The organism is Heyndrickxia sp. FSL W8-0496, from assembly GCF_038007825.1.
Taxonomy (GTDB): domain Bacteria; phylum Bacillota; class Bacilli; order Bacillales; family Bacillaceae_C; genus Heyndrickxia; species Heyndrickxia oleronia.
Genome location: NZ_JBBOXX010000001.1, coordinates 291,430 through 312,412 on the forward strand (window position 1 = coordinate 291,430; position 20,983 = coordinate 312,412).

General features: G+C 35.6%; 24 protein-coding genes. 21 read left to right on the forward strand and 3 right to left on the reverse strand.

All coding sequences use genetic code 11. The annotated features are described in order from the left end of the window. Nucleotides 1-12: 12 nt before the first annotated feature. The 12 genes from NST63_RS01700 to NST63_RS01755 all read left to right on the forward strand — a co-directional run bounded on the left by NST63_RS01700 (nucleotide 13) and on the right by NST63_RS01755 (nucleotide 10,674). The gene (locus NST63_RS01700) at nucleotides 13-246 is read left to right on the forward strand and encodes a glutaredoxin family protein (protein WP_212946061.1); all 234 of its coding nucleotides are present in this window, start codon (nucleotides 13-15) and stop codon (nucleotides 244-246) included. A 12-nt stretch (nucleotides 247-258) separates the two neighbouring features. Beyond that, complete coding sequence (locus NST63_RS01705) at nucleotides 259-654, forward strand: DsrE/DsrF/DrsH-like family protein (RefSeq protein ID WP_058004240.1); 396 nt, start codon at nucleotides 259-261, stop codon at nucleotides 652-654. An 83-nt stretch (nucleotides 655-737) separates the two neighbouring features. Further along, nucleotides 738-1,865 carry an MBL fold metallo-hydrolase gene (locus NST63_RS01710; RefSeq protein WP_341041116.1) on the forward strand — a complete coding sequence of 376 codons (1,128 nt, stop codon included), beginning with the start codon at nucleotides 738-740 and terminating at the stop codon, nucleotides 1,863-1,865. An 18-nt stretch (nucleotides 1,866-1,883) separates the two neighbouring features. After that, the gene (locus NST63_RS01715) at nucleotides 1,884-2,123 is read left to right on the forward strand and encodes a sulfurtransferase TusA family protein (protein ID WP_212946063.1); all 240 of its coding nucleotides are present in this window, start codon (nucleotides 1,884-1,886) and stop codon (nucleotides 2,121-2,123) included. A 71-nt stretch (nucleotides 2,124-2,194) separates the two neighbouring features. After that, entirely contained in the window at nucleotides 2,195-2,971 is a 777-nt protein-coding gene (locus tag NST63_RS01720; protein ID WP_212946156.1) for a sulfite exporter TauE/SafE family protein, read from the forward strand. A gap of 128 nt (nucleotides 2,972-3,099) precedes the next feature. Next, entirely contained in the window at nucleotides 3,100-3,960 is an 861-nt protein-coding gene (locus NST63_RS01725; RefSeq protein ID WP_341041117.1) for an AraC family transcriptional regulator, read from the forward strand. 275 nt (nucleotides 3,961-4,235) lie between these two features. Then, nucleotides 4,236-4,838: a hypothetical protein gene (locus NST63_RS01730; RefSeq protein WP_341041118.1), complete on the forward strand. Its 603-nt coding sequence runs from the start codon at nucleotides 4,236-4,238 to the stop codon at nucleotides 4,836-4,838. An 18-nt stretch (nucleotides 4,839-4,856) separates the two neighbouring features. Then, a complete protein-coding gene (locus tag NST63_RS01735) occupies nucleotides 4,857-5,549 on the forward strand; it encodes an AIM24 family protein (RefSeq protein ID WP_212946157.1) in 693 nt (230 codons plus the stop codon). A gap of 76 nt (nucleotides 5,550-5,625) precedes the next feature. After that, nucleotides 5,626-6,435 carry a lysozyme inhibitor LprI family protein gene (locus NST63_RS01740; protein WP_341041119.1) on the forward strand — a complete coding sequence of 270 codons (810 nt, stop codon included), beginning with the start codon at nucleotides 5,626-5,628 and terminating at the stop codon, nucleotides 6,433-6,435. 201 nt (nucleotides 6,436-6,636) lie between these two features. After that, on the forward strand, nucleotides 6,637-7,095 hold the full coding sequence (locus NST63_RS01745; RefSeq protein ID WP_078110913.1) for a MarR family winged helix-turn-helix transcriptional regulator: 459 nt from the start codon (nucleotides 6,637-6,639) through the stop codon (nucleotides 7,093-7,095). 4 nt (nucleotides 7,096-7,099) lie between these two features. Further along, on the forward strand, nucleotides 7,100-8,824 hold the full coding sequence (locus NST63_RS01750) for an ABC transporter ATP-binding protein (RefSeq protein ID WP_341041120.1): 1,725 nt from the start codon (nucleotides 7,100-7,102) through the stop codon (nucleotides 8,822-8,824). Then, a complete protein-coding gene (locus NST63_RS01755; RefSeq protein ID WP_212946069.1) occupies nucleotides 8,821-10,674 on the forward strand; it encodes an ABC transporter ATP-binding protein in 1,854 nt (617 codons plus the stop codon). Before NST63_RS01750 ends, NST63_RS01755 begins: the two co-directional genes overlap by 4 nt. Nucleotides 10,675-10,726: 52 nt before the next feature. Here the strand turns inward: NST63_RS01755 and NST63_RS01760 are convergent, their stop codons facing one another. Beyond that, a complete protein-coding gene (locus NST63_RS01760; protein WP_341041121.1) occupies nucleotides 10,727-11,281 on the reverse strand; it encodes a flavodoxin family protein in 555 nt (184 codons plus the stop codon). A gap of 457 nt (nucleotides 11,282-11,738) precedes the next feature. On the opposite strand from NST63_RS01760, the gene NST63_RS01765 reads away from it, so the two are divergent. From NST63_RS01765 to NST63_RS01795, 7 genes are all read left to right on the forward strand, one after another. Continuing rightward, the gene (locus tag NST63_RS01765; protein ID WP_341041122.1) at nucleotides 11,739-11,891 is read left to right on the forward strand and encodes a hypothetical protein; all 153 of its coding nucleotides are present in this window, start codon (nucleotides 11,739-11,741) and stop codon (nucleotides 11,889-11,891) included. A 46-nt stretch (nucleotides 11,892-11,937) separates the two neighbouring features. Continuing rightward, a complete protein-coding gene (locus NST63_RS01770; RefSeq protein WP_341041123.1) occupies nucleotides 11,938-12,222 on the forward strand; it encodes a hypothetical protein in 285 nt (94 codons plus the stop codon). A gap of 323 nt (nucleotides 12,223-12,545) precedes the next feature. After that, nucleotides 12,546-12,851, forward strand: a complete 306-nt coding sequence (locus NST63_RS01775; RefSeq protein WP_341041124.1) for a hypothetical protein — start codon at nucleotides 12,546-12,548, stop codon at nucleotides 12,849-12,851. A 211-nt stretch (nucleotides 12,852-13,062) separates the two neighbouring features. Beyond that, nucleotides 13,063-15,036, forward strand: a complete 1,974-nt coding sequence (locus NST63_RS01780) for a translation factor GTPase family protein (protein WP_341041125.1) — start codon at nucleotides 13,063-13,065, stop codon at nucleotides 15,034-15,036. A 144-nt stretch (nucleotides 15,037-15,180) separates the two neighbouring features. Beyond that, nucleotides 15,181-15,495 (forward strand): PadR family transcriptional regulator, encoded by a 315-nt coding sequence (locus NST63_RS01785; protein WP_251339864.1) that lies wholly within the window; start codon nucleotides 15,181-15,183, stop codon nucleotides 15,493-15,495. 13 nt (nucleotides 15,496-15,508) lie between these two features. Next, the gene (locus NST63_RS01790) at nucleotides 15,509-16,150 is read left to right on the forward strand and encodes a hypothetical protein (protein ID WP_341041126.1); all 642 of its coding nucleotides are present in this window, start codon (nucleotides 15,509-15,511) and stop codon (nucleotides 16,148-16,150) included. 20 nt (nucleotides 16,151-16,170) lie between these two features. Continuing rightward, complete coding sequence (locus NST63_RS01795; RefSeq protein WP_341041127.1) at nucleotides 16,171-16,782, forward strand: DedA family protein; 612 nt, start codon at nucleotides 16,171-16,173, stop codon at nucleotides 16,780-16,782. Nucleotides 16,783-16,849: 67 nt separating this feature from the next. Here NST63_RS01795 and NST63_RS01800 read toward each other — a convergent pair whose 3' ends face one another. Both NST63_RS01800 and NST63_RS01805 read right to left on the reverse strand, forming a co-directional pair. Next, nucleotides 16,850-18,076 (reverse strand): CynX/NimT family MFS transporter, encoded by a 1,227-nt coding sequence (locus NST63_RS01800; RefSeq protein WP_341041128.1) that lies wholly within the window; start codon nucleotides 18,074-18,076, stop codon nucleotides 16,850-16,852. A gap of 14 nt (nucleotides 18,077-18,090) precedes the next feature. Continuing rightward, complete coding sequence (locus NST63_RS01805; RefSeq protein ID WP_341041129.1) at nucleotides 18,091-18,768, reverse strand: FadR/GntR family transcriptional regulator; 678 nt, start codon at nucleotides 18,766-18,768, stop codon at nucleotides 18,091-18,093. A 487-nt stretch (nucleotides 18,769-19,255) separates the two neighbouring features. Here NST63_RS01805 and NST63_RS01810 point away from each other — a divergent pair, with 487 nt between their 5' ends. Together NST63_RS01810 and NST63_RS01815 are read left to right on the forward strand one after the other, a co-directional pair. Beyond that, nucleotides 19,256-19,957 (forward strand): response regulator transcription factor, encoded by a 702-nt coding sequence (locus NST63_RS01810; protein WP_341041130.1) that lies wholly within the window; start codon nucleotides 19,256-19,258, stop codon nucleotides 19,955-19,957. Further along, nucleotides 19,954-20,943, forward strand: coding sequence for a sensor histidine kinase (locus NST63_RS01815; protein ID WP_341041131.1), 990 nt, complete (start codon nucleotides 19,954-19,956; stop codon nucleotides 20,941-20,943). Before NST63_RS01810 ends, NST63_RS01815 begins: the two co-directional genes overlap by 4 nt. Nucleotides 20,944-20,983: the final 40 nt, after the last annotated feature.

Genomic DNA, 20,983 nt, shown 5'->3' on the forward strand with positions numbered 1-20,983 from the left:
GAGGTAATCAATATGGAACCTGTTACTGTTTACACAACTAACCAATGTGTATATTGTGTCATGTTAAAAAACTTTTTATTGAATCAAAACATTCCATTTAAAGAGATTAATGTAGACAAAAATCCGAGAATTGTTCAAAAACTAATTGATATGACAGGGAAAATGGGAGTCCCTCAAATAGAGATTAATGGCAAATGGGTTGTCGGTTATGACCCAAATCAAATAATGAAAGCATTAGAAAACTAGGAGGAAATGAACATGAATAAAAAAGTAGCAATTATTGCAAGTAATGGTGGACTATTTGATGCATACAAGGTGTTTAATATTGCAACAGCGGCAGCAGCAACTGATCAAGAGGTAGCTATCTTCTTTACTTTTGAAGGTTTAAATTTAATTCATAAGGAAGCTCATAAGCAACTTCCAATGCCTGAAGGAAAAGAACACTTTGCTGAAGGGTTTAAAAAGGCAAATGTACCATCTATCCCTGAGTTAGTTGAAATGGCTCAAGAAATGGGAGTGAAATTTATCGGTTGTCAAATGACAATGGATGTTATGGGACTTGAAAAGGAATCATTTGTCTCAGGAATTGAAGTTGGCGGAGCCGTTACATTTTTAGATTTTGCTAAAGATGCTGATATTACATTAACATTCTAATTGATAGGGGGTAAAGCCCCCTATTAAATCAAAGATAAGAGTATTTTTTTTAGTATCAAATATACCTAAGGGGGTAATTTGGAATGACGGTTCATATGTTAACAGCTAAGGATGTAACTAGAAGGATTGTTGCTAAAGAAAAATTGTTTATTTTAGATGTACGCAATCATTCAGAATTTGCGGATTGGAAAATTGAAGGGGAATTCTTTGACCATTTAAATATTCCTTATTTTGAATTGCTTGATGGGGTAGAGGGAATTCTTGATCGTATTCCAACTGATCAAGAGGTATTGGTGGTTTGTGCGAAGGAAGGTTCCTCAGTCATGATCGCAAATATGTTATCTGAAGCGGGTCTTACTGTTTCCTATTTAAAAGGCGGTATGAAAGCTTGGAGCGAGTATTTAGAGCCAGTAAAAATAGGGGATTTGATCAATGGTGGCGAAGTATACCAATTTGTTCGAATGGGTAAAGGTTGTTTATCCTATATGGTTATATCTAATGGAGAAGCAGCAGTAATAGATGCCACACGCATGATTGATATTTTTATAGATTTTGCGAAAAGTAAAAATGCAACAATAAAGCATGTTTTTGATACGCATCTTCATGCGGATCATATTTCAGGGGGGAGAAGCATTGCCAACGAAATGAATGCGATCTATTGGCTACCGTCTAAAGATGCAACAGAAGTTACATTTAATTATCAAGCATTAGAAGACGGAAGCGATGTAATGATTGGAAATACAAGTATTCATATTCATGCTTTATACACACCGGGCCACACCCTTGGCTCAACGTCATTTATCATTGATGACCAATATTTATTAACAGGGGATATTTTATTTATTGATTCAATCGGAAGACCAGATCTAGCTGGGATGGCGGAAGATTGGGTCGCTGATTTAAGAGACAGCCTGTATACTCGTTATAGAGAATTATCAGAAGAGCTAATTGTTCTACCAGCTCATTTCATGATTATCGATGAGTTGAAGGATGATGGCAGTGTTTCAGAGAAGCTAGGAACTTTGTATAGAAAGAATCATGGCTTAAGCATAGAGGATGAAAGGGAATTTAGAAGGCTAGTAACGGAGAATTTGCCACCTCAACCAAATGCGTATCAAGAAATTCGACAAGCAAATATGGGGAAATTTTCCCCTGATGAAGAAAAGCAACGTGAAATGGAAATTGGGCCAAATCGTTGTGCGGTTCGGTAGAATAGGAGGAATATAGAGATGGAAGTGACAAAAATTCTAGATGCAAAAGGACTAGCATGTCCAATGCCAATCGTGAGAACAAAAAAAGCAATGGATGAACTGAAACTTGGAGAAATTTTAGAAATTCATGCAACTGATAAAGGTGCAAAGAATGATCTGGCTGCATGGACTAATACAGTTGGTCATGAGCTTATAAAACAAGAAGAAATTGATGGAATTCTAAAATTTTGGATAAAAAAGGCTAGTAGTGACATGTGAAGTAACATTAGTAAAATGCTTTAAATAAAAGGAACCGATTATGGTTCCTTTTTTAAAGGAGGTAAACGGTGATGGATATTGGCCTTATTGTTACCATTTTCTTCATTGGCTTTGTAGGTTCATTTATTTCGGGGATGTTAGGTATAGGTGGGGCGATAATTAACTACCCTCTATTATTATATATTCCTGCAATTCTCGGAGTTGCACATTTTAGTGCTCATGAAGTGTCAGGCATCACGGCAATTCAAGTGTTCTTCGCAACGATAGGTGGTGTATGGGCTTACCGAAAGGGTGGGTATTTAAATAAGACTTTAATTGGCTTTATGGGCATTAGTGTCCTCATTGGAAGCTTTGTAGGGGGCTTTGGTTCGACACATATGTCTGAAGGTGGAGTGAATATCATTTATGGGATATTGGCACTGCTTGCAGCAATTATGATGTTTGTTCCTAAAAAAGGAATAGATAATATTCCACTAAATCAAGTGAAATTTAATAAATGGTTAGCTGCACTGCTTGCATTCGTTATAGGAATTGGTGCAGGAATTGTAGGAGCAGGTGGCTCATTTTTATTAGTACCGATTATGCTAGTTGTTTTAAAGATCCCTACAAAAATGACGATTGCTTCCTCTTTAGCCATCACTTTTCTCTCATCGATCGGATCCGCTACTGGAAAAGTATCGACGGGACAAGTGGAGTATTTGCCAGCATTAATTATCGTTATTGCAAGTATTATCGCTTCACCAATAGGAGCTAAGATCGGAAAAAATACTAATACGAAGGTTCTTCAAGTTATTTTATCCATTTTAATTTTTGTAACTGCAGCAAAAATTTGGCTAGATATATTATAATTTGAATGATGAGTCTATTCTATTTATTGTAATAATCTATGATATTGCCATTTACTGTCCGAACAAAGCATAAAATAACAGGATATAAATGGTTCCCCCTTTTAAAATGTAATTAAGGAGTGAGTGACATGGCATGGATCGAATCTTTGCAAAAGGCAATCAATTATATGGAGGATCATTTGCTTGAGGATATAACAATTGAAAGTATTGCTAGACATGCAAATGCATCAAGCTTTCATTTTCAGCGAACATTCTCCGTCCTAACGGATATATCGGTAGGTGAATATCTTCGTAGGAGGCGTTTAACTTTAGCTGCTGAAGAACTATCGCGTACTGATTGTAAAATTATTGATCTTGCCTATAAATATGGTTATGACACTCCCGAGGCTTTTACTAAAGCTTTTCGAAGACAACACGGTGTTACTCCCAGTGATGCTCGAAAAGGGATAGGAAAGCTGCAATCCTATAATCGCCTGATTATTCAGGTCAATCTGAAAGGGGTAGAACCAATGAAATATCGTATTGTGGAAGAAGCTGCATTTCAAGTAGTTGGATTAAAGAGGGAATATTCTTATGAGAATGAAGAAAATTTAATCGGTATCCCAAAATTTTGGGAGGAAGTCAATGAGAATGGTACCGACGGTCTATTATTTAAGGTGAATAATGGACCAATTAAAGGGGTGCTGGGAATCTGTGTTGATAATATTGCTGATCAATCAAAGAAAATGGAGTATTGGATCGCATCTGCAAGTAATGGGGAAGTGCCGGAAGGGTTAGATAGCTTTGAAATTCCTGCTTCAAAATGGGCAGTGTTTGAGGTTCATGGTCCGATGCCTGGTGCAATGCCAAAGGTATGGAAACAAATATTCTCAGAATGGTTTCCTTCCAGTGGATATGAGCATGCCGGTACACCTGAATTAGAGGTCTACTCAGAAGATGATCCATCAAGTCCAGATTTATATTCCGAAATATGGATTCCAGTGAAATAGGTAAGGATAAAATGAACAGCCCGAAGCAAAAAATAGCTTCGGGCTTTTTTTATTGGGCTCTTTTCTTAAACATTGTTGCTATTTTAAATGTTTCATTTCGCGGAGAAAAGAGCTGCAAAATTCATAAGAATCGCTGAATTCTTTATTGGATGTAATAGCCGGTAGTTGGGCTCTTACAAAAGCAACAATCTATACGAAATCAGTCTTATATTTAAATAAAAGAACATGAAACATTTTCAATGGTTCATTCGTAAAATCTTGTAGGGTGATTTATTATGGAAATAATGTTTAATATCCTATTTAGTATCGTTCTAGCTTGTATAACCGGAATGTTAATTCGTTATAATTTCCAATTAAGAAATGCAATAAATCTTAGTCAGGAAGCACTTTATCCTTCTAATGAAGATTATCATGCCATTCGGTTTTTGCCAGAAATGAAGATCGAGAAACCATTAAAGAAGGATTCTAGAGGATACCGTTTGGCTCAATGGACGACTGTGCTAACTATTTGTCTATTTGTAGTATTCGTCATTGTTACTTTTACTACAAATTGGTTCCACTCCTCCTATTTTACATTGTCGGTTCTTTTTTATTTATTTACTACATCCATTAAACTACAAGATTCATTTTTTATCGTTAAAGAGGGAATGGTTATGAATGGAAAATTCTATCATTACTCAGCCATCGATTCCTTTGAAATAGAGGAGATTAAGAAATGGCATAAATTTTATGGGCTTCATGAAGATGTAAATCACGGATATCATTTAGAAATTAAGTTAAAAAAAAGACTTTTTTCAAAAAAATATTCTATTATCATAACAGATAAAGTGGTTTTACAAAAAATTGCTACATACCTGGAGAACAATGTTTGTTATTAAAAGGGAGGATGATTTATGGTGAGCAAATATTCAATTGACCAATTTATTCAACAAACAGAACAGGAGGATAAAGGCGAAGGATTTTTTGAATTAGAAACACCTCGTATTCTTGAAGTAAACTTAGATGGGCAAGTATGGGCAAAAGCGGGTTCAATGGTCTCTTACACTGGGAAAATAAAGTTTGAACGTGAGGGGATTTTTGAGCATGGTTTAGGCAAAACATTTAAAAAGGCATTTACGGGTGAAGGAACATCCCTAATGAAGGCAAATGGGAATGGGAAATTATATCTTGCTGATTCAGGTAAAAAAGTAATTATTCTCCATTTACAGAATGATGCCATTTTTGTTAACGGAAATGATTTACTCGCATTTGAACCAAGTATCAAATGGGACATTAAATTAATGAAAAAAGTGGCTGGAATGATGGCGGGAGGATTATTCAATGTCCGTTGTGAAGGAACCGGAATGGTTGCGATCACTACCTATTATGAACCACTTACTTTAAAGGTGACACCAGGAAAACCTATTATTACAGATCCAAATGCAACGGTCGCTTGGTCGGGAGATTTAAAGCCGGAGTTTCAAACAGATATTTCCTTCAAGACTTTCTTAGGTAGAGGAAGTGGTGAATCTATTCAGATGAAATTTGAAGGAGAAGGTTTTGTTGTTGTCCAACCATATGAAGAGGTACATATGAAACAGAATAGTTGATGAAATATATTAAAGAGGTGTGTCTGAAACTTAAATTTTTCGGATACCCCCTTAATTTTGAATGGAGGATATAAATGTGAAAAAGGGATTGCTCCTTATTGTTGCATCTATAATATTTGCAGGTTGTAGTAATGGTATATATGATAAAGCGATGAAAAAGGCACAAGAAGCATTAGAGAGTGGTGAATTTGAAAAAGCTGCTGCCTCCTATGCTCTTGCATTAGACGAAAAACCTGAAGATAAAAATATAAAGGAATTATATGAAAACACAGAAGCACTTATTCAGGTTAAACAAGCGATTGAACAGGATGAATGGGATAAAGCCATTGAAAAGGCAAACCAAATTAGAGATAAAAAATCGTTATCTGGTCATTTAAAAACTGAATTAGATAAGTATGCAAAGCTAGCAGAAGAGAGCAAAAAGGCGAATGCGAATCAAAAAGTCATTAAACAAAACAATGAATCTCAAAATCTAAATCAAGAAAAAAGTGATTCTAAAAACAAAACTATTAGTCATTCGAATGCAGGCCAAAGAAATGAATTTCTAGCAAAACTTGATTCGATTGAATATGGAATGTCTGACTTAGATGGTTTATATAAAAATGAAAATACGGTAGAAATGAAACAAGCAGAACATGAACGATATGAAAGATGGGATCATGCATTAAATGATGTTTATAATCAACTAAAAATGACGTTGCCATCTGATGAGATGGAGAAGTTAAAGCATAAGCAAAGACAATGGATAACATATAGAGATGAGACTGCGCTACAAGAATCTTCAAAATATAAAGGGGGTACTCATGAACAAGTAGAGTATCTTAGTGTAGCTGCTCGTGTAACGAAAGAAAGATGTTATGAACTTGTAAAAACCTATATGCAATAAAGGATTATTGCCTAAAAATAAGACGATTAAGAGGTCTGATTTCACATGAAATGGTGATTCAGGCCTCTTTGCGTGGAACAAAAAGATAGTTATGAACAAAAATTAAACGATTGACTTGAAGAATCTAAAGGAGTAAATTTATTGTATGATTTTAAACAGTTCATAAATGAACAATTCGAAACAGAACAGAAAGGATAAGTTATGAGTAGCATTAAATTAATTGAAATTCTCCAAGCATTTGATCGTGTTCAACAAAATTCACGTAAAATTTTCCAGAAAACGGCTGCAGACAATAATCTTTCCATGCCGCAATTAGTGATTCTAATGAAGATAGCTCCTAGAAGGAAAATGACTCAAAAGGAATTGGCGAAGGAAAGCTATATTCCTAAAAGCACATTAAGTCAGGCTATTGATGGTTTGGTCTTAGCAGATTTAATTCATCGCCATCCGGTTGAGGATAATCGTAGGGAAATGCAACTGATACTTAGCGAAAAAGGCAAGGAATTTTTTGAGAAAATCTGGTTACGAGAGGGAAGCATTCATCATGGTTTTGAGTTAGCGCTCCAAACATTTACTGAAAAGCAACGTGATGATTTCCTTCATTCCCTCGAGAAAATTGCACTTTTTTTAGAAAAAGAAATGACTGAAAAAGGAGAATGATGGGATGATTAAACTACTAAAAAATCTTACGTTTTATAAATGGATCGTTCTAGCTGTATTTGGACTTGTGTTTATCCAATCCATGTCAGATCTTTATTTACCAACTTTGATGGCGGATATTATTGATAAAGGGGTGGTTGTGGGAGATACACCATATATTTGGAAAATTGGAGGGCTAATGCTTCTGGTAGCTGCATTTGGTGCTTTTGCATCGGTCATTGCAAGTTATTATTCATCTAAAGCTGCGATGGGACTAGGACGGGATATTCGTCGAAAAGTCTTTACTCATGTAGAGAAGTTTTCACTTCAAGATGTTGATCACATAGGTACTGCCTCCCTCATAACAAGAACCACAAATGATATTACACAAGTACAGCAAGTTGTCATCATGATGTTGCGTATGGTTATAAGTGCGCCAATTATGTTTATAGGCGGTCTGATTATGGCATTGTCAAAGGATGCAAAGCTGTCTCTTATTATAGTGGTTACTATTCCATTATTAGTTGGTTCCATTCTTCTTATAATGAATAAAGGAATTCCGCTTTTTAAAGCTGTACAAACACGTCTGGATCGATTGAATTTAGTATTACGGGAAAATTTGACTGGTATTCGGGTCATCCGTGCATTTAATCGTGAAAAGGAAGAGAAGATTCGTCTCCAAAAGGCGAATAAGGATTTAACCGATGTTTCAATAAAAGTGAATAAAGTAATGGCACTCTTGATGCCTGTAATGATGCTTGTAATGAATTTAACTGTTGTAGGCGTTATTTGGTTTGGTGGAATTCGGATTAATAATGGAGCCATGGAAGTAGGGGATCTAATGGCTTTCATTCAATATATTATGCAAATCATGTTTGCCCTTGTCATGGCATCTATGATGTTTGTTATGATCCCGCGTGCAGCTGTCTCTGCAAAACGTATTAATGAGGTTCTTGAGATGGAGCCAACCTTTTTGGATGATGGAACAAAGGAGGCTAATCTCAACCCAGGCACTCTTGAGTTTGATCAAGTATCTTTTAGTTATCCTGGAGCTGAGGAACCTGCTTTATCAAATATTAGCTTTAAAGCGAATACAGGTGAAATTACCGCAATTATTGGTGGGACTGGTGCCGGTAAATCTACTCTTGTTAACTTAATTCCACGCTTCTATGATGTAACAAGTGGTTCGATACGAGTAAATGGTATTGATGTTCGTGATGCATCACAGGAAGAAATTCGTTCAAAGATTGGTTTCGTTCCACAAAAGGCGCTCCTATTTACAGGAACGATTGCTGATAATATTCGTTTTGGAAAAGAGGATGCCACCCAAGAAGAAATTGAGTATGCCGCTAATATAGCTCAGGCAGATGATTTTATTAATAATATGGAAAACAAATATGAGTCGTTGATTACTCAAGGTGGTTCTAATGTGTCAGGTGGGCAAAAACAGCGCTTATCTATTGCCCGGGCACTTATTAGAAAACCAGATATCTATATTTTTGACGATAGTTTCTCAGCATTGGACTATAAAACAGATGCTAAACTACGTGAAGCGCTAAAAAGCGAGATTGCCCATGCAACTGTAATTCTTGTCGCTCAACGTGTGAGTACGGTCATCGATGCAGATCGAATTATTGTACTCGATAGGGGAGAAGTTGCTGGTATTGGAACACATGAAGAGTTGTTAGAGAACAATGATGTCTATCGTGAAATTGTTGAATCCCAGCTTCAAGAGGAGGAAATTGCATGAGTAAAAGAAAAGCAAGACCTCAAGGCGGTGGACCTGGTCATGGCGGCGGGCACATGATGATGGGACAACAAAAAGCGAAAGATTTTAAAGGAACATTATGGAGATTACTAAGCTATTTAAAACCATTTCGAAATCGTTTAATTGCTGTAATTGCGGCAGCGATTATGAGTACAATTTTTATGATTGCAGGACCAAAAATAATGGGGAATGCCATTACTAAATTATTTGAAGGGATCTATGGAAAACTAACTGGCGTACCAGGAGCAGAAATTGATTTTGGGGCTGTTGGACAGTTGTTACTTTTATTAGCTGGACTATATGTCATTAGTAGTTTATTTAGTTATATTCAGCAGTACCTAATGTCAATTGTTGCCCAAAAAACTGTTTATCAATTAAGAGAAGATGTGAACCAAAAGCTAGAAAAACTTCCACTTAAATATTATGATGGTCGTGCAAATGGTGAAACATTAAGTCGTGTAACGAATGACGTAGATTTAATAGGGAGTACCCTTCAACAAAGTGCGACTCAGTTTATAACATCTATTGTGACCATTGTTGGTATCATTATTATGATGCTGACGATCAGCCCACTTCTGACATTGATATCGATCATTAGTTTGCCGTTATCGATTTTTGTCATTCGACCTGTATTGAAGAGATCACAGAAGCATTTTATGGATCAACAGCGCTCACTTGGTCAGTTAAACGGACATATTGAAGAAATGTATACAGGTCATCAAGTGGTGAAGGCTTTTGGTCATGAGAGAAAAGCGATTGCTCAGTTTGATGAGGTGAATGAAGAATTATATCAAGCAGGAAGGAAAGCTCAATTTATCTCTGGAATTATTATGCCGATGATGTTTTTTATTGGGAATTTGAGCTATGTCCTTATTAGCATAATTGGAGGAATCTTAGTCATTAAGCGATCCATTTCAATAGGAGATATCCAAGCATTTATTACGTATTCACGCCAGTTTACTCAACCGATTACTCAGACTGCTAATATTGCTAATATCATTCAATCTACAGTTGCAGCGGCAGAACGGGTCTTTGAATTATTGGATGAAGAAGAAGAAATCCCGGAATCAAAGGTAGCTAGTCTCACTGAGGCAAAGGGTGCTGTGACATTTGAACATGTTGATTTTGGGTACGGGAAAGACTTGTTAATAAAGGATATGAATATTGATGTACAACCAGGACAAACCGTTGCAATTGTAGGACCAACAGGAGCAGGAAAGACAACCTTAATCAATCTTTTAATGAGATTTTATGAATTAAATGGCGGGAAAATAAAAATTGATGGTATTGATACACGGGAAATCTCACGTGAAAATTTGCGAACAACATTTGGAATGGTTCTACAGGATACATGGCTGTTTAATGGAACAATTAAAGAAAATTTGGCTTACGGAAAAATTGGTGCAACAGATGAGGAAATTTATCAAGCTGCCAAGGCAGCTCGTGCGGACCATTTTATTCGGACACTCCCAGAAGGCTATGACACAGTTTTAAACGAAGAAGCTTCGAATATTTCTCAAGGACAAAAACAGCTCCTTACGATTGCCCGAGCGATACTTGCAGACCCACCTATTATGATATTAGATGAGGCGACATCGAGTGTCGATACACGGACCGAACTACTTATCCAACAAGCAATGAATCGATTAATGGAGGATCGAACTAGCTTTGTCATTGCTCATCGTCTTTCAACAATCAGAGATGCTGATCTAATTCTAGTCATGAATCAAGGAAAGGTGATTGAACAAGGTACACATCAAGATCTATTAGAGGTAGATGGATTTTATGCGGATCTTTATAATAGCCAATTTTCTAAAACAGCTGCCGTATAGATAGCAACATGATTAATTGAAGGGTTGTCTAATAAGGGGATGTGCCCCTTTGCTAATTAGACAACCCTTCTTTTAGCTTTTTTTGAATTTGTTCAGCTGCATATAAAGCATTTTTATCCTCTGCAATTTCGCCAGGTTTATTTCCCTCACCTAGGATATAGCCCTCAAATGTGATTCCCATAAAATCAAAGATATGCTGGAATTGCTGAATCATCGGAAGTCCTTTAATATTCGGTTGGTCTCCGCCAACAGCTATAACGTATGCCTTTTTTGTTGCCATTTTTTCTTTGAATTGCGGATAATTTATGTCACGCAATGTCTGTGACCAACGATCAATAAAATTTTTCATCACACCAGACATACTATACCAATAAATAGGGGTAGAAAAAATGAAAATGTCATGAGGTAAAATCCGTTCAATAATTGCGTTATAATCGTCATTTACTTCATGAAATCCCTCTGTTGCATGTCGTCCATCCACTATGGGCTGAATCGTATAATCTGTTAAAAATATGCTTTCCACTTCTAATCCTTGAATAGTGTACTTAGTTAATTCTTCTGAATTTCCATTTGTTCTAGACCCACCATAAATAACGGCAATTGACATGAATAAGTCCACTCCTTTTCTTTTATTATAATGGTTGTTTTCGTATCTTTTAATCTCTAGTAAAAGCCCAACTGCCGGCCTTTACACCTAATAAAAGATTCCAACGGTTCTTATGGAGATTGTAGCTCTTTTCCCAGTAAAATTTAAAGGTGTATCGATTTTCAGTCGATCATTATTAGTTAAAACTTTACTTAAATAGCAACATTGTTTGAGAAAAAAGCCTTTATCATTGATATTGTATAATGCGATTATAAATCAATAAAGATGATTATTTCGATCGTTTCAATCGAAAATAATGATTTTGTTAGTCTACCACTTGATATCCGATCTAAATTTAATAGATAGATTTAGTAAAAAGGTAAAGGGAATGAGTCTGTTGAAATAGAATGTCTTTTTAGAGATATACTTAAATCATGTCAGTGGATAAATAAGCATGCTAAAAAGAGGAGTGAAGTGAATGTTAGCTACTATAAAAAAGGTTGATGATTATTACATTGCTAGATATGAACACCATTTTCCACACGATTTAAAAAAAGTGTGGGCGATGCTAACAGATAATGAAGAATTAAAAAAAGTGTTTTTCAGAATTAAGAGTTGCAGATCTTCGTGAGGGTGGGCTGATTACGTTTAATATGGGGGATGGCACCTTTGAGGAAATGCAGATTACTGAACTGAAAATGTATTCGGTATTGGAATATACATGGGCCGTGGATCGTGTTCGTTTCGAATTATATAAAGAGCCTGAAGGATGTTTATTAATTTTTAATGAGACAATAAAGGAAATTACGAATCATACGCCAAAGGATCTTGCAGGATGGCATGTTTGTCTACAGGTTATCCAGGCATTATTAGATGGAAGAACTGTACAATCACGAAAAAATGAGTGGGAAATCTGGTATGAGAAGTATAAACAAGCAATAAAAAGTATAGCAGAGAACTAATATCCTTATTTTTATTAGGTAAGCATGAAGTGGAATCAGTCTCAAACTTGTTTGAGGCTGATTTTTTATGACTAGGGATACTCTTTATAATGAAAGGTGTAGAGTCTTTAACCGATAGTTATTAGTTAAAACTTTACTTTAATAGCAATAATTTTTGAGAAAAGTGCCATTATTAAAGTCTAAAAGCTTATGTTTATAAAAGCCAACAAATGACTAAGTCCGTGCTGTAGGACCTTCTAATAAAATTATTCACTATTCAGTAAATAACTCTCTTTTTTGGGCATACTTTTTTAATAGAAGAATATTCTAGGGGTGATGGAGAGATGATGAAGCTTGTTAAGCTAGCTGATATTTGCTGGGAAGGCCTTACTTTACAGCATGTTTCAAGAAATGAGATTGTGTTTCCTTATTTATTGTTTATATTAATGACACTTCTTTTTGAATTGTTTCTAGCCGTTTTATTGGTTGTTAACAGTGTTTTAATCTATATATACGATTATCCCTTTAATACTGATTTCTTTATATGTGCTGGAATTTTAATCTTAATGTCTTTCTTATCTATTGCTATATTTTTAACCTTGGTGAGACGAAAACGCGTTGCTGAAAAAAGTGAATATTTGTCTTTTTGAAATGAATGTTTTAAAATTCACCAATTCTATGGCTATCTAATAGTTATAACCTGATAAATGGAGATCAGGTTATTTTTATTGGAAATTTCACAAGTATTTACAATAATTATATAATAGATTTACAAAATTGATTGGAGTGATTCTACAATGCGGCAATTTATCAAAAGAAAAGAGGAATTTAATTTGAGAAACGAAATGAGGATATTCATTCATGAAAATAATAAATATAGGGATTGTAGCGCATGTAGACGCTGGAAAGACGAGTTTGACTGAACGTATCTTATTTGAGACTGCTGTGATTGATACGATTGGAAAGGTCGATCATGGAAATACTCAAACAGACTCAATGGAATTAGAAAGAAGAAGAGGGATTACGATTAAGGCATCAGTCGTTTCTTTTTTTCTAAAAGATGTAAAGATTAATTTAATTGATACTCCTGGACATGCAGATTTTATTGCGGAAGTGGAGCGATCCCTCTCCGTTTTAGATGGTGCGATTCTTGTCATTTCTGCTGTGGAAGGGATCCAAGCGCAGACTAAAATATTAATGAGCATTCTTAAAAAGTTAAGGATACCGACCCTCATTTTTATCAATAAAATTGATCGCATGGGGGCAAAGTCAACGAGATTAATTGAGAATATAAAAGAAAAACTGATAGAAAATATTATTCCGTTATATACCGTAGAAAAATTAGGAACGAAGGAAGCCGAGATTGTTCAAAAACAATTTAATGCAGAATCAGATCCTTATTTTTTTGAAGAGAGTCTATTGGCATTGAATGATGATTCTTTATTAGAAGCATATGTAAACGAGAGAAAAATCACAGAAGAACAAATAAAAGCTATCATGATCAATCAAATAAAGGAAGGTAAGCTCTGTCCTGTCTATTTTGGCTCAGCTATGACTGGTATTGGTGTAAGAGAATTGCTTAATGGGGTTGAAACGATGCTTCCCGTTAGTCATGGTTTAGAAAAAGAGTCATTGTCAGGGACAGTGTTCAAGATTGAGAGAGAGGCATCAGGTGAAAAGATTGCGTATATTAGAGTTTTTTCTGGGACCATTCATGTTAGAGAATATGTAAAGATCAATCGAAAAAGTATAGAAAAGACAATAAATACACACACTGAAAAAATTAAAAAGATTCACCAATTCTATAACGGAAGCAGTGTGATATCGCCAAAAGTAATAGCCGGGGACTTTTGTAAAGTTTGGGGCTTGAAGGATATTAAAATTGGGGATCTTGTAGGTGAATGGTCCGCTAAAATCATGAATATTCCTTTTGCGGCCCCGCAGCTAGAAACACAGATTAAATCAGTACAAAAGGAAAAAACACATGATCTTTATCAAGCACTAATGGAAATGTCTGAGGAGGATCCTCTTATACATGTATTAAAGGATGACTTTCATCATGACCTCTTCATCCGTATATTTGGAGAAGTTCAAAAAGAGGTTATTCACTCGGTTTTAAAAGAGAAATATCATGTAGACGTTACCTTTTCTGAAACAAGAGTCATCTGCATTGAAAAACCAAAAGGGATCGGTCAGGCATTAGAAAGAATGGGGGAGGCAGATAACCCCTTCTATGGGACAGTGGGTTTTCGAGTAGAACCTAGTGAATTTGGTAGCGGTAAGACCTATAAACTAGGAGTGGAACTCGGTTCTTTGCCTTTGGCGTTTCATAAAGCCATTGAAGAGACGGTTTTTGATGTATTAAAGCAAGGATTGTTTGGATGGGAAGTAGAAGATATTGTCGTAACTCTTACACATACTGGATATGCAAGTCCCGTCACAACAGCGAGTGATTTTAGAAAGTTAGTTCCATTAGTATTAATGGAGGCACTTGTGAAAGCGGGCACGGATGTATATGAGCCAATGAACAAATTTGAATTAAGTGTTCCTGCTAACTCTATTAGCCAAGCAATGTTTAAACTTTCAGCGATTCAGGCAGAATTTACGGAACCATTCTTTCGTAGGGATTCCTATATTCTGAAAGGGACGCTTCCTATGGCTGTAACCGAGAAATTCAAGAGAAATCTTTACTCATTTACAGAAGGTGAAGGTATATTTATTGCCAAACCATATGGATATAAAAAAATGGTGAGTGATTTTCCAGTAAGAAAACGAGTAGACTTTAATCCTCTAAATAGGAAAGATTATTTACTACATGTTATGAAGACATATTAAGCCAAAATCCACTGTTCTTAGGAACAGTGGATTTTTTTAATGAAGAATATATATATCATTAAAAAGTACCTTGCAATTTTAAGTAATATAACATATGATAATTAAGTACTTAATAATGTAAGGTAGTTTGTGGAGGTCTTAATTTTGAATAAAGAAATGCTGAAAGGAACGATTGATCTTCTCATTCTTTCCATTCTTAAAGAAAAAGAGAATTATGGCTATGAAATTTCCAAAGAGATAAAAGAGCGTACAGAAGGTATGTTTGAAATTCAGGAAGCGACACTTTATCTATCTTTGAAGCGATTAGAGAAGCAAGGAGCAATTACATCTTATTGGGGAAATGAAAGCCATGGTGGGAGACGAAAATATTATGCCATTACAGAAGACGGCATTGTTTTATTACAAAGGTTTATTCATGATTGGAATCAAATGACGAAAATGGTTGACCGTTTTATTTAAGGAGGGATGGTGTATGAGTAAGATTATGAGAAAAGTATTTTGCTTACATGATATAAAATATAGCTGGCTTCTCTTACTATCGATAGCTTTCTGCTTCTTAGTCTTCTATATTGATCGGTCTGATATGAAGGATCCGGGATGGTTGACAATTGGCTATCTATTAGCATTTGCACTGGCAGTAGTATGGGGAGTGATTAATTATATAGGGCATATTCGTATGAATGTCATGTATCAAAAGCAAAACAATATTCAGGCTTATGTTGAAAACCTAGCCATGAGTAAGGAGGATAAATTAGAACTACAACATTATTTGGAAGACTATGCAGCCGACTTAATTAAGCAAGGTAAGCCAAAAAATGAAGCTTCAAAGGAAGCGATTAACCAATTCAAAGTTCAGGAAATTTTATCCTTATCAAAAGATACCATGCTTTTTAACCTACATGCTCATTATTATTTAATAGGCTGGGCGATTCTAGCAGCCCTTGTAGATATTATCATATGGTTGATATATGGGGGGGTCTATCCTTCGTCACAGTTATTATTGATCATCGGTCTCATACTTATTGCTTATGGGATGGGATTTATTGCTTTATTCTGTGGTTATAAACTAATGGATTCATTCATTTATCGTAAAATTAATGAACATTTAACATGATAAAAAAGAGGTGTGAGCAAATGGAAGCTTGGATAACAAATATAATGGATGAGTTCGGGTATGTCGGGATTTTCCTTTTAATCGCATTAGAAAATATCTTCCCACCGATCCCATCAGAGGTCATTCTTACATTTGGAGGTTTTATGACTACCTCCTCTGATTTAAGTGTACTGGGGGTAATTATTGTATCGACCTTGGGATCAGTTTTTGGTGCTATTGCTCTTTATGGAATTGGGCGTCTGCTCGATGTGGAAAGATTAGAATTAATCATTGAAAAATGGGGACATCTACTACGCTTAACAAAAAAAGATCTTCATAAGGGAAATAACTGGTTTAATAAATATGGGGTATGGACGGTTTTTTTCTGTCGCTTAATTCCTTTAATTAGAAGCCTAATTTCGATACCGGCAGGAATGTCACATATGAATATTGGTTTATTCCTACTTTTTACTACTATAGGGACATTAATATGGAATACCATTTTAGTGAATGTAGGTGCTGCAGTGGGGGCTTCATGGGAAACAATCGTTGGATATATGGATGTCTACTCAAATATCGTCTACGCGATATTAGCCGTGCTGATTATTTTATTTGTCATTTTATTTATCAAAAAGAGATTAGCTAAACAATAGAGATCTTTTATCCATATATAAAAATAAGACACAGAGAGCCATTTTCTCAGTGTCTTATTTTGTATGATTAACTATCATGCTTAACTTTTATAAACTGATCTTTTCCAGCACTCATACCAGAAATTAAAATAAGAAAGGAGGCAATAATTAGCATCCATAAAGGTAGAGTCCAGCTATGTGTAAGATCATGTAATATACCAAATAATGTAGGGCCAATGGCTGCAAGCAGATAGCCAAATGATTGGGCCATCCCTGAAAGCTCAGCTGCTTCATGTGTACTTCGGGTCCGTAAACTGAAAAACATCATAGCTAAGCTGAATGCTGCTCCCCCAGCAATACCTATAATAATGATCCATAATGGTATAAGTGCTACACTTCCATAAAGAACCCCAAACATTCCTACGATAAAGAAAAGAGCAGTAAGAACAACTAAAGCAAGCTGATTTTTCATTCTACCGGCAATAATTGGCACGATAAAAGTAAAGGGAATGATAGCAAACTGCATTAAAGATAACATCCATCCAGCTGAATTGGAGCTGACCCCTTGTTCTTTAAGGATTTCAGGAAGCCAAGCAACAATTGTATAAAATATCAGTGACTGTAATCCCATAAAGAGAGTTATCTGCCAAGCCAAACCTGATTTCCATAAATTCACTGAAGATTGTTGATTCGTTTTTGTTTCAGCCTTTATTTTATGAGTACGAATTTGTGGGATCCAAAATAGGATAGCGATAAATGCGATAAATCCCCAGTAGCCTAATGCACCATGCCAACCGATTTTTGATGAAACAGGTACACTTAATCCTGATGCAATCGCAGCACATAAATTCATGGCAACAGCGTAAACACCTGTCATCAATCCTATTTTTTTCGGGAATCTCTGTTTAATGATACTTGGTAGTAATACATTACCAAACGCAATTCCTAATCCAAGTAGGACGGTCCCTCCAAATAAAGTCCAGACGCTTTGTAAGGTTCTTAACGTGATGCCAACTGCTATTAAAATTAATGAAGTAAAGAGGACAGTCTCCATTCCAAATTTGCGCGAAAGTTTTGGTGCAAAAGGTGAAAGGAGGGCGAAGGCAAGAAGTGGAACAGTTGTTAGTGTCCCTGCCAATGTATTTGATATTCCTAAACTGTCCCGAATTGGGGCAACTAATGGTCCGACTGATGTCAATGGTGCTCTAAGGTTTGCAGCAATAAAAATAATTCCAATGATAAATAATATCGCTTTTGATTTTACACTTACTGTTGATGTATGTTCTTGGTGAACTGATACTTGTTGTGAACTCATGATGCACCTCCCGTTTATGTTAAAGTTTCTTTAAATTGAGCAATATATTCATTAACAGCTGCCATTGCTTGACCTGTATTTTGATCGATAATGGCATGGACAAGTCTTTTATGTGGATCAATATGAAAATCAACATCATTCGTCATTTCAGCAAGGTTTTCAATAGAAGCTTGAATAGAGGTAGTCATATGGTCATACAAGTCTATTAATATGCTGTTATGAGTAGCATCTACGATTGCTTTATGCAGAAGCATATCTGATATTACATACTCCTTCCGATCCTTTTGTTTAGCAGCCGTTTGACATTTTTTTAGTAGGATCCTTAATTGCTCGATATCTTCGTTATTCCTTCTAATGGAAGCTAAATGTGCGGCTTCCCTCTCAAGTGCTTGTCGAACCTCCAAAGTTTCCAGAAGACTTGCCTTTTGAATTCGTTTTTCTAGTGCAGCTCCAAGCACACTGGATGTTAGTACATATGTACCACTACCTTGTTTTGTTTGAAGAAGCCCTGCGTGGACTAGAGCTCGTATCGCTTCACGTAATGTATTCCGACTTACATCAAATTGTCCCATTAATTCTAATTCTGGAGGAATGCGATACCCAATTGGCCATGTACCAGATTCAATTAAGTCCTCCATTTGTGCTACTACTTGTTCAACAAGAGATAAGCGATTGGTTTTTGAAATTTCCATAGTACACCTCTAAAAATTTGTAGGATGATTGGTTCATAGGCTAATTTATCATAGCGTGAATAAAATGTAAATGATTTTTATTTCTTAGCTGAGAAGAGAGATGGCCAATTTTTAATTTGGTTTAATACAATTATTGAATTATTGATAGCTACTTATTATTTTAAGTTGTGGCACAAATATATTTAGCCAGATGCCACCTTGGGAAATAACATCATATAAGAAATGTAAATTTCCATTTGAAATTTAGGAATTTAAATAAGACAATGTAAGCAAAAGGAAAAGGCTATTTTCATAAAGTTTGATGTAAAAGATTCAGCGATTCTCATAAAGTTTGTAGCTATTTTCTCAGCGAAATAAAAGGTGTAGCGGTCTTCAGCTGATAGTTATTTGTAAAAACTTTACTTAAATAGCAACAATGTTTTAGAAAAGAGCCAAGGAAAAAGAAGGTTAATTACTCTTTAATAGCCAAAAAGACGAGGGATGAACATTGAACAAAGTATTAATCATAGAAGATGATGAGCAGATAAGCACTTTATTACGGGAATATTTGCAGAAATACGGTTATTCTGTGGAAATAGTGACTGATTTCGAAAATATACTACAGGCTTTTTTACAGGTCCAACCAGATCTTGTGTTATTAGATGTCAATCTTCCGCGTTATGACGGTTTTTACTGGTGCAGGCAAATCAGAACAAAATCAACTTGTCCTATTTTATTTATCTCAGCAAGAGCCGATAAAATGGATCAAGTCCTTGCCCTACAAAACGGTGCGGATGATTATATAACGAAGCCTTTTTATCCAGAAGTAGTGTTAGCAAAAGTAGAGAGTAATATACGAAGAGCATATGGTAGCTATGCTTTAGATAAAAAGATTAGAAAGCTTCACGTTTCGGGACTGACCCTTTTTCCAGAAACATTAGAACTTCAATATGGGGAGAGCAAAACGGAAATTAGTCTGAAGGAAGCTAATCTGTTGGAATTATTAATGGAGCATCCAAAACAGGTGGTTGGAAGAGTTCATATGTTAGATGTTTTATGGGATGATCATCAATTTGTAGGTGAAAACACATTGAATGTTTATATCACTCGGGTACGTAAAAGATTAAAGGATTTGGGATTAGATGATGTGATAGAAACAGTAAGAGGAGCAGGCTATCGATTGAATCTTTCAGAGGAGGATCAATCATGAAGCTCTTTTTGAAGGATCATCTTTTTTTAATTGTATTCAATATAATTCAGCTTTTATTGATCATTAGTATTTACTGGTTAAATGGAAATCATGATCTATCGATTGCACTTTATTCTCTCTTCTTTGGAGGATGTTTATTAATTGCTTATTTACTTTTTCGTTTTTTTACCCATTTCTCCTTCTATAAAAAGCTTTCCAAGCAAGAACCTATGCATACTCTGGAGGAGACGGTTCATGGGAAGGAAATTTTTGCATTGCCAGTAGCATTACAGGAAGTCTTACAGAACCAATACCAACAATATAAGCAAGACATACATCGATATGAATACCAGCAGAGAAATCATCGAACCTTTACGAATCAATGGGTCCATCAAATGAAAACGCCCATTTCAGTTATTCATTTATTGCTGAAAGGTAAGATTGAGCCTATTTTTGATGATATTCATGATCAAGTAGATCGGATTGAAAAAGGATTGGAAATGATTTTATATATGTCTCGTTTGGATTCATTTGAACCGGATTTTCATATTGAATCGGTAGATTTGAAGAAACTTGTTAGTGAAGTGGTTCATGAAAACAAACGCTTACTCATTCGTAACGAGGTGTACCCTGTTATTGAAATATCAGAGACAATGGAGGTATTAACAGATGCGAAATGGTTAAGGTTTATTCTCAATCAATTATTAACGAATGCCGTTCGCTACTCGGCGGGTTATGGAAATTCAGTCATTATTGCCGCAGTCAAAAAGGGTACAGAACAAATAATTGAGGTGAGGGATCAGGGGGTAGGGATCCCTAAGCAGGACATTGAGCGTGTGTTTGAACCTTATTATACTGGTGAAAATGGTCGTAAATATAAGGAGTCAACTGGTATGGGGCTTTATTTAACTGCTGAAATTTGTAAGCAGTTAGGTCATGATATTTCGTTGAAATCGGTTGTTAACAAGGGAACAACTGTGAGTTTAAGTTTTAGAAATTTACAATAGATAACCTTACAGGGATGTAAGGTTATTGTAATTTTAATCG